Annotated in this window: 14 protein-coding genes; 2 read left to right on the forward strand and 12 right to left on the reverse strand. The window is 65.8% G+C overall.

Going from position 1 to position 14,360, the window contains the following annotated elements; genetic code table 11:
* Nucleotides 1-251, forward strand: a 251-nt coding sequence (locus DK261_RS33425; RefSeq protein WP_256597608.1) for a DUF6392 family protein, incomplete at its 5' end; no start/stop codon positions are given.
* Between the two features lie 116 nt (nucleotides 252-367).
* Nucleotides 368-790, forward strand: a complete 423-nt coding sequence (locus DK261_RS26255; protein ID WP_110176841.1) for an NUDIX domain-containing protein — start codon at nucleotides 368-370, stop codon at nucleotides 788-790.
* Nucleotides 791-865: 75 nt separating this feature from the next.
* Here DK261_RS26255 and DK261_RS26260 read toward each other — a convergent pair whose 3' ends face one another.
* The 12 genes from DK261_RS26260 to DK261_RS26315 all read right to left on the reverse strand — a co-directional run bounded on the left by DK261_RS26260 (nucleotide 866) and on the right by DK261_RS26315 (nucleotide 14,349).
* Nucleotides 866-1,306, reverse strand: a complete 441-nt coding sequence (locus DK261_RS26260) for a CBS domain-containing protein (protein WP_110176843.1) — start codon at nucleotides 1,304-1,306, stop codon at nucleotides 866-868.
* A gap of 93 nt (nucleotides 1,307-1,399) precedes the next feature.
* Entirely contained in the window at nucleotides 1,400-1,789 is a 390-nt protein-coding gene (gene nirD, locus DK261_RS26265) for a nitrite reductase small subunit NirD (protein WP_110176845.1), read from the reverse strand.
* Nucleotides 1,789-4,350, reverse strand: coding sequence for a nitrite reductase large subunit NirB (gene nirB / locus DK261_RS26270; protein ID WP_110176846.1), 2,562 nt, complete (start codon nucleotides 4,348-4,350; stop codon nucleotides 1,789-1,791). The genes nirD and nirB overlap by 1 nt, the downstream gene beginning before the upstream one ends.
* 393 nt (nucleotides 4,351-4,743) lie before the next feature.
* The gene (locus tag DK261_RS26275) at nucleotides 4,744-5,358 is read right to left on the reverse strand and encodes an RraA family protein (protein WP_110176848.1); all 615 of its coding nucleotides are present in this window, start codon (nucleotides 5,356-5,358) and stop codon (nucleotides 4,744-4,746) included.
* The gene (locus DK261_RS26280) at nucleotides 5,355-6,134 is read right to left on the reverse strand and encodes an IucA/IucC family C-terminal-domain containing protein (protein WP_110176850.1); all 780 of its coding nucleotides are present in this window, start codon (nucleotides 6,132-6,134) and stop codon (nucleotides 5,355-5,357) included. The genes DK261_RS26275 and DK261_RS26280 overlap by 4 nt, the downstream gene beginning before the upstream one ends.
* Complete coding sequence (locus tag DK261_RS26285) at nucleotides 6,131-6,922, reverse strand: ABC transporter ATP-binding protein (protein WP_009043984.1); 792 nt, start codon at nucleotides 6,920-6,922, stop codon at nucleotides 6,131-6,133. The genes DK261_RS26280 and DK261_RS26285 overlap by 4 nt, the downstream gene beginning before the upstream one ends.
* A 10-nt stretch (nucleotides 6,923-6,932) precedes the next feature.
* Complete coding sequence (locus tag DK261_RS26290; protein WP_053269117.1) at nucleotides 6,933-7,964, reverse strand: iron chelate uptake ABC transporter family permease subunit; 1,032 nt, start codon at nucleotides 7,962-7,964, stop codon at nucleotides 6,933-6,935.
* The gene (locus DK261_RS26295; RefSeq protein ID WP_009049135.1) at nucleotides 7,957-8,946 is read right to left on the reverse strand and encodes an iron ABC transporter permease; all 990 of its coding nucleotides are present in this window, start codon (nucleotides 8,944-8,946) and stop codon (nucleotides 7,957-7,959) included. The genes DK261_RS26290 and DK261_RS26295 overlap by 8 nt, the downstream gene beginning before the upstream one ends.
* Nucleotides 8,943-9,833: an ABC transporter substrate-binding protein gene (locus tag DK261_RS26300; protein WP_038632592.1), complete on the reverse strand. Its 891-nt coding sequence runs from the start codon at nucleotides 9,831-9,833 to the stop codon at nucleotides 8,943-8,945. Before DK261_RS26300 ends, DK261_RS26295 begins: the two co-directional genes overlap by 4 nt.
* Nucleotides 9,826-11,709, reverse strand: coding sequence for an IucA/IucC family siderophore biosynthesis protein (locus DK261_RS26305; protein WP_110176852.1), 1,884 nt, complete (start codon nucleotides 11,707-11,709; stop codon nucleotides 9,826-9,828). Before DK261_RS26305 ends, DK261_RS26300 begins: the two co-directional genes overlap by 8 nt.
* 4 nt (nucleotides 11,710-11,713) lie before the next feature.
* Nucleotides 11,714-12,487, reverse strand: coding sequence for an HpcH/HpaI aldolase/citrate lyase family protein (locus DK261_RS26310; RefSeq protein ID WP_053279261.1), 774 nt, complete (start codon nucleotides 12,485-12,487; stop codon nucleotides 11,714-11,716).
* Nucleotides 12,481-14,349 (reverse strand): IucA/IucC family siderophore biosynthesis protein, encoded by a 1,869-nt coding sequence (locus DK261_RS26315; RefSeq protein ID WP_177411732.1) that lies wholly within the window; start codon nucleotides 14,347-14,349, stop codon nucleotides 12,481-12,483. Before DK261_RS26315 ends, DK261_RS26310 begins: the two co-directional genes overlap by 7 nt.
* Between the last annotated feature and the right edge of the window lie 11 nt (nucleotides 14,350-14,360).

The raw sequence follows: 14,360 nt of genomic DNA on the forward strand, positions 1-14,360 counted from the left end.
AGTCAATCTACAAAGGGAGCCTGCCCTACCAACTCATACCGAGGATGAACCAGGATTGGGTTAGATCCCAGTTTGGTTCGCCATTGGAATCAGGCGCACCTTATAGAATCCCGGTACTAGGCATGACAGGCGGCTGGGATGTTTATCGTCTCCCCGGAGTTCCGAAAAGTACTCAAGTAGCTTTTAAGTACAACGTTGAAATGGACGTGGAGATGGTGGTGTTCGAGTTGAACGAAAAATCACACGCTTAAACCTACTGGAACAGAACGGCTATCGATATGAAGGCAGCCATGATTGATAACCTGGTTAAAAATCTCGGGCGCACTTATCCCGAGTTGGTGGAACTACAAGCCAAGGAGAAGCTGGCATGACGATAAAGAAAGCCTGTCCGGTAGTGCTACGGAGCAGTGAAACCCTGGAAATCCTGGCGTTTGAGCATCCTCTGGCAGGTCTGCAACTGGTCAAGGGTAGCGTGGAACCCGGAGAGTCGACCGAGACGGCCGCTGCCCGAGAGCTGTTCGAAGAAGCCGGGATTCAAGGCAAGGTGGTCCGAGATCTGGGGGTGTGGCGCTCGCCTATAACCGGACAGATGTGGGCATTCCATGAGTGTCATGTCGCGCAGGACCTCCCTGATACCTGGGTTCATCACACTGAGGATGACGGCGGGCGTGAGTTCAGGTTTTTCTGGCATCCATTAATGAGTGACCCCTCTGAAGCCTGGCATCAGATTTACAAAGATGCTTTGGGGTTTATAAGACGTAGTCTCGCAAAAGCACCCATGGAGAATTGACAGCCAATCGCCTCTTTACGGCACGTCCATTTATGCGGCAACAATCCGGCAATCTCGCTCACCCGCCCCCTCCCCTCAATCCCCGCGAATATAGTGCTCCAACTGCCGAATCAGATCCGCCTGCTCGACAATCGCTTCCTTCACCAGGTCGCCAATCGACAGCAAGCCAATCAGTTGCTCGCCTTCCAGCACCGGCAGGTGGCGCAGGTGGCTGTCGGTCATCACGGCCATGCAGCGTTCGATGCTGTGCTGGCTGTCGGCGGTAACCACCGGGGCGCTCATGATGGCGCGGACCGGGGTGCCTACCGATGAGCGGCCTTGCAGCACCACCTTGCGTGCGTAGTCGCGTTCGCTGATGACGCCGACCACCTGGCCGTCTTCTATCACCGGCAGTGCGCCGACATTTTTCTGCGCCATCATTTGCAGTGCTTCGAGCACCATCTGGTCCGGGCCGATGCTGTGCACCTGGCGGTTTTCCACGGCCTTCAACTTGAGCAACTGAGCAGCGGTTTTCATGGGCGTCTCCGATACCTTGAGCAACAGGGGTTCCGGCCCCGCGCCGAAAGGCGCGGAGTCAGGCATGGATCTGGATTGGCTAAGGCGTGCGGCTTAGCGCACGCCGATTTCCACCACGTCGCCGCGCAGCCGCGCCGGCCATGTGCGCAGGCGTTGCTCCGGGTATTCCAGGCAGGTGCCGTCGGCCAGGCGGAAGTGCTGCTTGTACAAAGGCGAAGCAATCACCAACTCGTCCTTGATGCAGCCCACCAGGCCACGGCCGATCACGTTGGCGCCGGACTGCGGGTCATGGTTGTCGATGGCGTAGAGGGTCTGCTGCGCGGCGTCCGGCAGGTAGATCAGCGCCACCTGGGCGCCCTCGTGCCAGACCACCACGCCGCTGTGGCTGACCAGGTCCTGGCGGCTGCACACCGCCTGCCACTGCACGCCGGGCTGCTCGGCGAATCCGCTTTCGATAGGTTGCAGGCTTGGCGACAGGTTCATCAGAGCACCTCCTCGGTGACAGGGATCAGGTTGAGTTCGGCGGCCATGATCGGCCGGCGCTGGCCGCGTTCCTGGACAAAGTGAATGTCCGGGTCGGGGCGCTGGTCGTTGACGAAGGTGCGGAAGCGCTTGAGTTTTTCCGGGTCCTTGAGGGCGTTGGCCCATTCGCATTCGTAGCGGTCCACCACCAGCTGCATCTGCGCTTCCAGCTCGGCGCCCAGCCCCAGGCTGTCGTCGATCACCACCGCCTTGAGGTAATCCAGGCCGCCCTCCAGGCTCTCGCGCCACACCGAGGTGCGTTGCAGGCGGTCGGCGGTGCGGATGTAGAACATCAGGAAGCGGTCGATGTAGCGAATCAGGGTCTGGTCGTCGAGGTCGGTGGCGAACAGTTCGGCGTGGCGCGGACGCATGCCGCCGTTGCCGCAGACGTACAGGTTCCAGCCCTTCTCGGTGGCGATCACGCCGACGTCCTTGCTCTGCGCCTCGGCGCATTCGCGGGTGCAGCCGGACACCGCGAACTTCAGCTTGTGCGGCGAACGCAGGCCCTTGTAGCGGTCCTCGATCTCCAGGGCCATGCGCACGCTGTCCTGCACGCCGTAGCGGCACCAGGTACTGCCGACGCAGGACTTCACGGTGCGGGTCGACTTGCCGTAGGCATGCCCGGTCTCGAAACCGGCGGCGATCAGCTCGGCCCAAATATCCGGCAACTGGTGCAGCTGGGCGCCGAACAGGTCGATGCGCTGGCCGCCGGTGATCTTGGTGTAGAGGTCGTATTTCTTCGCCACCTGGCCAATCACGATCAGCTTGTCGGCGGTGATTTCACCCCCGGCGATCCGTGGCACCACCGAGTAGGTGCCGTTCTTCTGCATGTTGGCCATGAAGGTGTCATTGGTGTCCTGCAGCGGCACCAGGGAGCGCTCCATGATCGGCTGGTTCCAGCATGAGGCGAGGATCGAGCCGATTGCCGGCTTGCAGATATCGCAGCCGACGTGGCCACGGCCATGCTTGGCGAGCATCTCGTCGAAACTGAGGATACCCTCGACCCGCACCAGCGCGTACAGCTCCTGGCGGGTGTAGGCAAAGTGCTCGCACAGGCTTTTGTCGACGCTGACGCCGCGTGCGATCAGTTCGTGCTCGAACACCTGCTTGAGCAGGCCGGCGCAACCGCCGCAACCGGTGCAGGCCTTGGTTTGCGCCTTGAGCTGGCCGAGCTCGGAACAGCCGCTGTCGATGGCCGAGCAGATCGCGCCCTTGGTCACGTTATGGCAGGAGCAGACCGTGGCCGACTCGGGCAAGGCGCCCGGGCCGAGGGTCGGCGCGCCGGCGCTGGACGGCAGGATCAGGCCGGCCGGTTCGGCGGGCAAGGCGATGCCGTTCTGCATGTATTGCAGCAAGGTGTCGTAGTAGCTGTTGTCGCCCACCAGCACCGCACCGAGCACCTGCTTGCCGCTGGCATCCACCACCAGGCGCCGGTAGCTGGCCGTGGCTTCGTCGATGAACTGGTAGCTGCGCGCGCCCGGGGTCAGGCCCTGGGCGTCGCCGATGGAACCGACATCGACCCCCAGCAGCTTGAGCTTGGTCGACATGTCCGCGCCCATGAAAGGCTCGCCAGGCTCGCCGCACAGTTGGGCGGCGACGCTGCGGGCCATCTGGTAACCCGGGGCCACCAGGCCGAAGATGCTGCCGTTCCAGCTGGCGCACTCGCCGATCGCGTAGATATGCGGGTCGCCGCTCAGGCACTGGTTATCCACCACCACGCCGCCGCGCGGGCCGATCTCCAGGGCGCAATCGCGGGCCAGGGCGTCCTGGGCGCGAATGCCCGCGGAGAACACGATCAGGTCGGTTTCGAGGAAGTCGTCGCCAGCGAAGTTCATCCGGTAGCGGTACTGCTCGCCGGCGCTGATCGACTGGGTGCCCTTGCCCAGATGCACGCCGACGCCCAGGGCTTCGATCCGCGCCTTCAACGCGCGACCGCCCTGCTCGTCCAGCTGCACCGGCATCAGCCGCGGCGCGAACTCCACCACATGGGCTTCCAGGCCCAGGCTCTTCAAGGCGTTGGCCGCCTCCAGGCCGAGCAGCCCGCCGCCCACCACCACGCCGCGCCGGGCATTGGCAGCCGCGGCGCGGATGCCGTCGAGGTCTTCCAGAGTGCGATAGACCAGGCGCGAGTCGCCCTCGGCGCCCTCGATCGGCGGCACGAAAGGATAGGAACCGGTAGCCAGCACCAGCTTGTCGTAGTGCACCGGGCCGGCGGCGGTGAGTACCTGGCGATTGGCGCGGTCGATGCGCAGCACCGCCACCCCCAGGTGCAGGGTCAGGCCCGGGGTCTGGTACAGCGCAGCGTCGCCCAGGGCCAGGGATTCGGCGTCGCGACCGGTGAAATACTCGGACAGGTGCACCCGGTCGTAGGCGCGCATCGGCTCTTCGCTGAAGACATGCAGGCGGTACTGCTCGAGGGCGCCGCGCGCCACCAGCTGTTCGACGCAATGATGCCCGACCATGCCGTTGCCGATCACGATCAGGGTTTTGTGTGTGTTCAAAGGGGCAACAATGGCATTCATAAATAGCACCCGACCCAAGCCAATCACGGTTTTTTAAAGCAAAAAAAAGCGCCTGAAACCTCACGGTTTCAGGCGCCTTTGCCTGTTATTTGCGGTGTGCGATCGGGCTGCTGTGCCTGATTCACCGAGTGCCCATGGCCTGTTGGCCGATCGATCCGCGTTGACCGATGGGGCGGCCCGCCCGCGACATGCGCGGTGGGGCGTTATCGGCTGTCTTGCAGCCTTTGTGCCAGGCTGCGCCGCACGCCTTGAAACGCCGCGCTGGCGGGCTTGCGCGGCCATTCTGCAAGGTTCCCGGAGAGCCTGCCCTGGGCCAGGAATCGCCTTAGCCTGGTGCAAGGCCGGGTCGGCGACGCCTTATAAAAGTGCAAACCCGACCGGTTCACCGACGTGTCAGCGGGTGGAAGCCAGGCGCTGCAAAAACGCCGCGCGCCGCTCGCGATCCAGCGCCTCCTTGGCCAGCAGCTCTGGCAACAACGCCTCGGCCCGTTGCCCGTCGAGAATGAACACCCCGTCGTCGTCGCCGATGGCGATATCCCCCGGGTTGACCCGCACCCCGGCCACCTCGATGGGCAGGTTGACCTCCCCTTGCTGGCCGATCCCCCGGGTGGTGTAGGCGCTGACGCCACGGCTGAACACCGGCAGGCGATGCTCGCGCAAGGCGGCAACATCGGTGACCGCGCCCTCCACTACCACCCCGGAAAGGCCCTTGATCAATCCAGCCAGGGTCCGCAGTTCGCCCCAGCAGGCGCACTCCTGGTCGCCCACGCACTGGATCACCAGCACATCCCCCGGCTCGCTGAGCAGCAGCGCGTCGCGCAGGATGGCGCCATCCGGGGCGAAGACCTTGACCGTGACCACATTGCCGAGCATGCGCAGGCCGTCGAACAGCGGGCGGATACCGCGCAGGTAACCCTCGTCGCCAAAGTGGCCGAGGGTCGAAGGCGCGATGCCGCGGTAATGCTCGAGCAAGGCAGCGCTGGCGGGTGGTTGGCGCGGAGCGATCATCGGCATTTCCTCGGGCGCAGCAGCGGGCAGGTGGAGCAGTATTCGGCGGGCTCGGTGGCCTCGTAATAGAAGCAGCAGGTGCGGCGAAAGCGGATGCTCTTGCCCTCCTCCAGCGGCGTCGGCGGGCGGCGGAAGTGCCGTAGCGGGTTGTAGTCCAGGCCGAACAGCGGCGGTGCGGCCTCGTGCAGCAGCCAGTCGAAGTCGGCTTCATGGCGCAGACGGATCAGCGGGTCCTCGACCTTGCTCATGCGTTTTTCGTACAGCGAATAGACCCGCACCGCGGTGTTTTCCCAGAGGATGCGCCGGGAAATGCCGCTGACCCGGTTGAAGGTCTGCCACAGCGGCGCCAGCACTCCGGCGAACAACGACTCGACAATGGACGCGCGCCAGGCGTCGCGCTCACCCGCGGCATACGCCTGGGGAGCCCGGTCCGGCAGCGGCATCGACGAAGTCCAGAGGCCGTCGTCGTGGCCGTACTCGATCACGCAATCGTCCAGGGACAGCAGCAGGCCCTGGTCGCACACCGACATGGCGTACAGGCAGGCGCCGGTGGCGAGGAAGGAAAAACGCTTGGCCAGCAGCGAGGCGGTGATCCCTCGGGTCGGCGAACCGATCACCGGCCCCAACTGGTCGAGCAGCGCGATACAGGTTTCATCGTCGAGCAAGGCTCGGGCACTGAGGGAGCGCTGCCGGTCGCGTTGCGCCATGGGTTTCAGCCGCAGCGCTCCGCTCAGCACGCTCCAGTCTTGCGGGTTGAAGGCGGCTTGCAGGCTCATTGCGGCAGTTCCCGGCCAAAGGGAATGCACAGCGGCGTGCCGAAAAACGGATCGGGGATGATCCGGCAATTGAGGTCGAACACCTGCTTGACCAGTTCCTCGGTCAGAATCTCTGCCGGCCGGCCCTGGGCGAACGCGGTGCGCTGGTGCACCGCCACCATATGGTCGGCGTAGCGGCAGGCCAGGTTGAGGTCGTGCAGGACCATGACGATGGTCTTGTTCTCCTGGCGATTGAGCTCGCGCAACAGATCCAGCACCTCGATCTGGTGCGCCAGGTCGAGAAAGGTGGTGGGCTCGTCGAGCAGCACGATCTCGGTGTCCTGGGCCAGGGTCATGGCGATCCACACCCGCTGGCGCTGGCCGCCGGACAAGGCGTCCACCGGCCGCTCCGCCAGGGCCTGCACGCCGGTCTGCAACAGGGCGCGCTCGACCATGGCTTCATCCTGGGCCGACCATTGCTGCATCCAGTTCTGGTAGGGATAACGCCCCAGGGCCACCAGCTGGCGCACGGTGATGCCTTCGGGGGCGCTGGGCATCTGCGGCAGGATCGCCAGTTCCCGCGCCACCGCCGCGGTGGATTTGCGCTGGATATCCTCGCCATTGAGGATCACCGAGCCCTGCTGCGGCTTGAGCAGCCGCGCCAGGGATTTGAGCAGGGTGCTCTTGCCGCAGCCGTTGCTGCCGATCAGCACCGACACCTGGCCCGCCGGCAGTTGCAGGTCCAGCCCGTCGATAATCACCTGGCGCTGATAGCCCAGGGTCAGTTGCTGGGTTGCCATCGAGGACATCGGGAATTCCTTAGTGCCGCTGGTTGATCAAAAGATAAAGAAAGAACGGCGTGCCCAGCACCGCGACGAAGATCCCCGCCGGCAGATCCAGGGGCAGGAACAGGGTGCGCCCGATCAGGTCGGCGAGCATCACCAGGTTGGCGCCGACCAGCGCCGCCATCACCGCCTGCCCGGCGAAACCCGGGGCCACCAGGCGCTTGGCGATATGCGGCGCAATCAGCCCGACAAAGGCAATCGCCCCGCCCCAGGCCACCGCCGCCCCGGCCAGGGCCACGCTCACCAAGAGCAGGCCGGCGCGCAGCCACTGTACCCGCACGCCGATGCCCTGGGCCAAGGCGTCGTCCAGTTGTTGCACCCGCACCTGGCGCGCCAGCCACACCAGCAACGGCAGGATCGCCAGCAGCCAGCCGCCCAGGGCCCGCGGCTCCGGCCAGCTGGCGCCGTAGACGCTGCCGGTCAGCCAGACATAGGCCGACAAGGTGGTGGTCAGCGGGCTGAACACCAGGACAAAGGTGGTCACCGCCGCCAGCAGCGCCGACACGCCGACGCCGATCAGCACCAGGCGCAGCGGCGAGGTGCCCTGCTTCCAGGCCAGCAGGTAAATGGCCAGGGCCGCCAGCCCGGCGCCGAGCATCGCCGCCAATGGCAAGAACTGCGGGCCCAGCAGCAGGGAAAAGAACGACAGGTACAGCACCGCCGCGGCACTGGCGCCGCTGGTGATGCCCAGCAGATCGGGGGACGCCAGCGGGTTGCGGATGATGCTCTGCAAAATCAGGCCGGACACCGCCAGCGCCGCGCCGACCAGGGCCGCCAGCAGCAGGCGCGGCAGGCGCAGTTGCTCGACGATGAACAGCAGGCGCTCGTCGCCGCCGTGCCACAGCAGCTCCAGCACGGTCAGCGGCGACAGCTTGAGTTTGCCCAGGGACAAGGCGCCGAGCATCACCAGCGCCGTCGCCAGCAGCGCCAGCGACAGCCGCCACAGGGTCGCCAGGTCGATGCGCCGCGAGAAACCGGCGGTGCGCAGGGTCAGGGTCTTACTCATAACGACCTCCACGGCGCGCCAGGAAAATAAAGAACGGTGCGCCGAACAACGCGGTCATCACCCCCACCGGCACCTCCTGCGGCAGGATCACCAGGCGCCCCAGGGTGTCGGCCAGCAGCAGGAGGATCGCTCCCAGCACCGCGCACCCCGGCAGCAACCAGCGGTGGTCGATGGACAGGCCCTTGCGCACCATGTGCGGCACCAGCAGGCCGATGAAACCGATGCTGCCCGCCAGCGCCACCGCACTGCCCGCCAGGCCGATGATCAGCACGCTCATCAGCCAGCGGATCAAGCCGGTGCGCTGCCCGAGGCCAATGGCAATGGCTTCGCCGGCGTTGAGCACATTGACCTGCCCGGCCAGCAGCAACGATCCCAGCAGGGTCAGCAAGACGCCCAGCAGCAGCGGCGCGGCCAGCGCCAGGTCACGCTCGGACAACGACCCGGCGAGCCAGAACAGCACGGTGTCCAGCCCCTCCTCGTTGACCACCAGCAACGCCTGGCTGAAGGCGGAAAACAACGCGGTGATCGCTGCCCCCGCCAGGACGATGCGCAGCGGATTGAGGCTGCCCTGCCCGCGATTGCCGATCAGCCACACCAGGCTGCCGGCCAGCGCGGCGCCGATAAAGGCGCACCACAACCACTGGCTCATGGACGACAAGGCAAACAGCGACGAGCAGAGGATGATCGCAAAGGTCGCCCCGGCATTCACCCCGAACAGCCCCGGCGACGCCAGCGGGTTGCGGGTCAGCGCCTGCATCAGCGCCCCCGCCACCGCCAGGCTCGCGCCCACGGCGACGGCCATCAGGGTGCGCGCCAAGCGACTGCTGAAGATCAACTGCTGGCCGGCGCTCAGGCTGTCCGGTTGCAGCAGGCCCTTGAGCAGTTGCGACGGCTCGATCCAGGTCGCCCCGGCCGCCAGGCTCAGGCCGGCGCACAGCAGCAGGACGACACACGCCAGGCCGAGTTTCAGGCCACGGCTCATGAAGACGCCACCAGGCGGGCAATGTCGTCGAGCATCAGGTTGGCGCCGAGGATTCCGCCGGAGAAACTCCAGGCGATGCCATCGACCCGCCATACCTGCTGCTGTTGTACGGCGCGCAACTGTTGCCAGAACGGGTAATGCACCAGCCGTTCATAGTTGTGTTGCACCGCCTGGCTGTCTCGCTGGAATACAAAAAACAGGTCGGCATCGACCACGGGCAAGTTCTCTTTGCTGGTGAGTTTGATATAGGTGCCGCGGGACTCGCGGGCGACCGGGTTCCAGGCGAAGCCCAGCTCAGTGAGCACCGAGCCGGCGAAACTGCTCGGCAGGTAACTGCGGATATGGTCTTCGCGCACATCCAGCACCGACACCGTAGGCGGCCAGCGCCCGGCGAAATTTGCCTGCAACTGCTCGCGCAAGCGCGCCACCCGCTGCTGCCATTGCCCCAGCAGGCTGCTGGCCTGCTGTTGCCGGTTCAGGGCCGCGCCCATCAGCGCCAGGGTGCGCTTGAACTCGAAGACTTCCTCGAGCATCAGCACCGTGCCCATGCGCTCGAGCAGCGGCGCGATGCGCTGGTGGCGAAAGCGCGAGGCGACGATCACGTCCGGCTCCAGCAGCACGATGTCCTCCAGGCTGGGCTGGGTTTCCAGGCCGACATGAGGAACATTCGCCAGCGCCGGGCGCAGGTAGCGGAAGGTCGGTTTCTCGCTCGACGACTCCACCACGCCGCAAGGCGTCACGCCCAACGCCACGGCGCTGTCGGTGGCGCCCTGGAACAGGGTGACCAGGCGCAACGGTTCGGCACGGGCGATCCGGGGCAATGCCAGCAGCCCCAGGGACAGGCGCAACAGCGTGCGCCTGCAAGGATGGAGCAGCGGATCAGGCATCGGCGGCCAGCCGCTGGAACGGGTTGACCACTTCGCCCTTGCCGAACGGCATGCTGCCCGGGCCGCCGGCGCGTTCGATCATCGGCGTCAGCAGCAGCTTCTGCGGCCAGCGCGGCGCTTCGAACAGCTGGTGCCTGATCATCGCCCGCGCCTCGTCGTCGAAGTCGATGCTCTGCAGCAGCCCGTCCAGTACCTGGCGCAAGGCGCTCCACAATGCAGTCGCCGGCAAGGCGTAGACCTGGGCCAGGGTGTCGATGATCGCCCGCACGTTGACCTGGATCGCCAGGGTCTGCAGCCAGAACAGCAGGTCCTCGGGACGCTGGTGGTACAGGGTGTTGGCGTGGCCTTTCTTGATCCGGTACTCCGGGTCGGCCATGCCGTTGCGCTCCAGCCACGGCACGAAGATGCGCAGCGAATCGTGGTCGCGCAGCAGCAGGCCCTGGGCCTGGCCGGCCTTCCACACCAGTACCGCGTTCTGCCCGTGCACCTCGCCGAGCATGCCGAGGCGGAACATCCGCAGGTTGACGTCGAAGAAGCGCTGGCACAGCTCGCTGAACAGGGTCAGCACCGAAGCCTGGGTCGCCGGCAGTTCGCGGTACTGCAGCCACTCATCGAAGAAGTGCCGGTTGCTGCCGGGCAATGGCGTGCCCAGGGCGGCCATCGGCAGCAGGCGGCAGTCCGGGTCGTCGAGCAAGGCTTGCGGGTAACCGCGGACCATCGCCGACAGGTGCCGCGGCGCCTCGTCGAACAGGGTTGCCTGCGGCGGCATGAAGGCCCACCACTTGCTCTCGTCGCACAGGTGCAGGCTCTGCTCCAGCACCGGGTCGAGGCGCCGTACCTGATGCAGCAGCGCCTCGCTGAGGCCGCCATTGATCATCTTCACCGCCGGCAGGTAACGCGAGGCGCCCAGGGAGTAGATGGCCATGGGCAGCTTCAGGTAGTCGGCGCTGGCGAAACAAGGGGTCATCGAGCGCAGCGACGAAGTAGCGAACACCGTGGCTTCGCTGAAGTCCAGGCGCTGGCAGTCGCCACGGGCAAAGGCATCGCCCAGCTGCGCCTGCAACACATGCTCGAACTGCCACGGGTGCACCGGCAAGGCTACGTGGCTGTCACCGATGCCGCGCTCGCGCAGCTCCTCGGCCAGGCTTGCCTGCAAGGCTTCGGGCAACAGGTAGCGCGCCGGGTAGACCTGCTCCAGGTCCGCCACGCCCTCGCCGCCTTGCAGCAGGTCCTTGCGCACCGCCACCCAGTTCAGCGCCACCGGCTGGGCGAACTCGGCCTGGTACTGCTGGTATTCGGCCTGCAGCAAACCCTGCTTGGCCTTGGCCAGCGGGTGGTACGGACGATCGCGCAGCGAAGCCCACTGCTCCATGGTGCGGAAAAAGGTAGCGCCGTCCTGGGCCATCAGGCCCTGGTGGTCGACCCGGTGCTCCAGGGACAAGGCGGTCTGCCAGACGCTGATATGCAGCACTTCGAGGAACAGCGTCAGGCCTTTTTCATTGTCCTGGAAACGCGGGCCCATGCCGGTGAATACCCGGCGCATGAAGTCCACCGGACCCAAGGCGGTCCAGCGCTGCTCCTGGCGGGCCAGCACCTGCGTGCCCGGGACCTTTTCCCACTGCTGGGTGATGCCCGGGCGCAGGGCGATGCTGATAAAGCGCTGCTCCTGGGCGTCGCAGCACCATTCCCAGATTCGCTGCCGGGCATCAGTGCCTTCAAGGGTTGGGACTTCAAGGGCTGGCGCTTCAAGGTGGGCCTGGCGCCATTGGCTGGCTGTCAGCAGCGGCAAGGGTTCGCGGCCAAAGAAGTCTTCGGCCAGCAGGCAATCGATCAGGTCCTGCATCACCAGTTCGGCGGCCATGGTTGTGAAGTTCATCGGATCAGTTTCCTTCTAGAGAAAGGGTGGCCAACCTGGCCTGGAGAGCACGAAAGGCAATGCCGCGTTCGTCGCCGAGGACAAAGGCCCGGACCCCGCGCTCGCGCCAGCGGCCCAGGTCGCCCTGCTGTCGGGGAATCGCGCAGTACGGCACGCCGGCATGGTCCGCCGCCTGCCAGGCATCGAGCAGGGCCTGCTGGACCTGCGGCTGGTCGATCTGCCAGGGCATGCCGAGGGATTGCGACAGGTCGGCCGCGCCTTCGAGAATCATGTCCAGGCCCGGCACCGCGGCGATCTGCGCGGCGTTGCGCACGCCGGCGGCGCTTTCGATCATCGCCACCAGCATGATCTGTTCGTTAGCCTCGGCCACGTACTGCGCCAGGCTGTGCTTGCCGAAGCTGCCGGGGCGCCCGGCGTTGAGGCTGCGCTGGCCCAGCGGGTGGTATTTGCAGGCGGCAATCGCCGCCTGCAACTGCTCGGCGGATTCGATCATCGGCAGCACGATGCCCTGGGCGCCGCCGTCGAGCAGGCGCAGCAGGGTCTTGGGATTGAGGTCGGCGACCCGCACCAGCGGCGTCAGCTCGTAGGCCTCTGCCGTGCGGATCATGTGCTCGACGGTTTCCGGATTGATCAGCACGTGCTCCATGTCGATGATCACGAAGTCGAACCCGGCCTCGGCGATCAGCTCGATGGCCGCCGGCGCCGGGATCGAGCTGATCAGCCCGTACACCGCCTGCCCGGCCGCCAGTTTGCGTTTCAGCTGGTTGCTTCTCAGCATGCTTGCGGCCTGTAGGCGTGGAGTGGATTGGGCACCGACTTGAAGCGCCGCTCGGCGTCGCCCAGCAGGCGGCGCTTGGTCAGCTCTTCCACCTCGTAGCTCGGCGCGAACACGTCGAACAGGCCGAAACGGTCGCGGTGCTGCGGATGGGCGTTCTGGTAGTCGAGAATCACCTCGGCGGTCATCTGCCAGAACTGGCCTTCGTCCAGCGGGTAGTGCTGGCGCAGGAAGATCGCCATCTCCGCCAGGCAGATGAAGAAGAAGCAGTCGCAGGAGAAATCGCGCACCGCGTTGACGTCGTCGGTGAGGATGAAGGAGTTGCGGTTGAGCTTGGCGTGGCTGGCCGGCAGCGGCACCAGCTCCGGGCACAGCTCGGGACGCGCCAGGTGCGCCGACGAGTAACGCACGCCGTCGTGGAAGTCCTTGAGGGCGATGCGCTGCGGCCAGCCCTGCTTGACGATCAGCACGATGTTCTGGCCGTGGGATTCCATGCCGATGCCTTCGGCGTAGAGCATGTGGATGATCGGCGGCACCGTCACCTGCAGCAGCTGGCGGGTCCAGGCCTGCAAGCCGTACTGGCGGATCCAGGCATCGATGAACGGCTGCTGCGGCCCCGTGCCGTAGCGGTTCTCCACATGGCTCAGGCCGTTGAACGGCACGGCCTGCTCGTCGGCCTTCAGGTACTGATGGATGCTTTCGCGCCAGATCGCCCCCAGGGTGCCGTAGGCCTGGGGCCCGCGGGACTCAGGGAGGTGCTGGTAGTCGAAGCTGACCCCGGCCACTTCGCCGAGGATCACGAAATCCAGCTGGCGCGCGGTGCTGTCGCTGGCGATCAGCTGTTGCAGCCAGTCGGTGATGATCGGCCCGTTCAGCACCGTGTGCCGGGCCAGGATGCGTGTGCTGGAGGTGTTGGTCATGCTCATGGCCAACTTGACGTAGGGCCGCTGCTTGGCCGTGGCGTTGGCCAGGGTGCGGATCGACTGCTGGGCCTTGTACTGGTCGTCCGAGGTGCCGAGGTAGATCAGCTCGCCGCTGAGCAGTTCCGGGTAGAAGGTCGAGACAATCAGGTTTTCCCACTGCCACGGGTGCACCGGCAGCAGTTGGTAGTCGTCCAGCGCCCGGCCCTGGCTGGCCAGTTGCTGTTCAACCTGTTGCCAGCGCTCGGCGCCCAGCTCCTGGCGGATAAAGGCCGGGAAATCGAGTTTTTGCGAATGGTTGAGCGAGGCGCGGTTGCGCGCCACCGCCAGCCACACCACGGCGATCGGCGTGGCGAACTCCGGGCCGTAGGCCTGGTTGTCCGCCAGGGAGAAACCGATGCGCGACTTGTAGCACGGGTGGTAGCTGTGGGCGTCCATGAAGTGCTGCTCCAGGGCGTCCACGTCCAGCTGGTGGGCCGGCTTTTCGGCCTGGTAACCCTGGCTGCGGGCTTGCAGGTCCTTGAGCTGGGTCTGCTCCAGTTCCTGGATGAAGCGCCCCAGGTGCGGGCTGTCCTGGTAGTCGCCGAGCAGCTCGGCCAGGGCCTGGTGCAGGTCCGGCACGCTGCGCTGGCCGCGGCTGTCGAGGCGCTCCAGGCTGGCGGAATCGAGGCGGATCAAATCGAAGCTGGCGCTGAGCAGGCCGTTGCAGTGGTATTCCACCCGCTCCTGGCGGCCATCGACGCCGAGCACCACGAAACGCCGCTGGCCGCCGTCCAGCGGCTGGCTGTCGAACGGCAGCACGCCTTCGTACAGCAGGGTCTGCAACAGCTGGCCGACCACCCGCTGCTGCACTTTTTCGTCGATACGCCCATCCACCCTGGCCAGCCAGGCGCCGGGGCCGGAGTGCGGGCTTGAGGTTGTCGAGATTGCAGTCGCCATGTTCATACCTTGTGCAA

The sequence above is a fragment of the Pseudomonas sp. RW409 genome (assembly GCF_003184125.1).
Taxonomy (GTDB): domain Bacteria; phylum Pseudomonadota; class Gammaproteobacteria; order Pseudomonadales; family Pseudomonadaceae; genus Aquipseudomonas; species Aquipseudomonas chlororaphis_I.

Bases quoted from the DNA above. Each gene is read 5' to 3' on its own strand.
- DK261_RS26315 (WP_177411732.1), bottom strand. From the start codon at position 14,349: ATGAACATGGCGACTGCAATCTCGACAACCTCAAGCCCGCACTCCGGC.
- DK261_RS26255 (WP_110176841.1), top strand. From the start codon at position 368: ATGACGATAAAGAAAGCCTGTCCGGTAGTGCTACGGAGCAGTGAAACC.
- nirB (WP_110176846.1), bottom strand. From the start codon at position 4,350: ATGAATGCCATTGTTGCCCCTTTGAACACACACAAAACCCTGATCGTG.
- nirD (WP_110176845.1), bottom strand. From the start codon at position 1,789: ATGAACCTGTCGCCAAGCCTGCAACCTATCGAAAGCGGATTCGCCGAG.
- DK261_RS26310 (WP_053279261.1), bottom strand. From the start codon at position 12,487: ATGCTGAGAAGCAACCAGCTGAAACGCAAACTGGCGGCCGGGCAGGCG.
- DK261_RS26260 (WP_110176843.1), bottom strand. From the start codon at position 1,306: ATGAAAACCGCTGCTCAGTTGCTCAAGTTGAAGGCCGTGGAAAACCGC.
- DK261_RS26290 (WP_053269117.1), bottom strand. From the start codon at position 7,964: ATGAGTAAGACCCTGACCCTGCGCACCGCCGGTTTCTCGCGGCGCATC.
- DK261_RS26280 (WP_110176850.1), bottom strand. From the start codon at position 6,134: ATGAGCCTGCAAGCCGCCTTCAACCCGCAAGACTGGAGCGTGCTGAGC.
- DK261_RS26275 (WP_110176848.1), bottom strand. From the start codon at position 5,358: ATGATCGCTCCGCGCCAACCACCCGCCAGCGCTGCCTTGCTCGAGCAT.
- DK261_RS26285 (WP_009043984.1), bottom strand. From the start codon at position 6,922: ATGTCCTCGATGGCAACCCAGCAACTGACCCTGGGCTATCAGCGCCAG.
- DK261_RS26305 (WP_110176852.1), bottom strand. From the start codon at position 11,709: ATGAACTTCACAACCATGGCCGCCGAACTGGTGATGCAGGACCTGATC.
- DK261_RS26300 (WP_038632592.1), bottom strand. From the start codon at position 9,833: ATGCCTGATCCGCTGCTCCATCCTTGCAGGCGCACGCTGTTGCGCCTG.
- DK261_RS26295 (WP_009049135.1), bottom strand. From the start codon at position 8,946: ATGAGCCGTGGCCTGAAACTCGGCCTGGCGTGTGTCGTCCTGCTGCTG.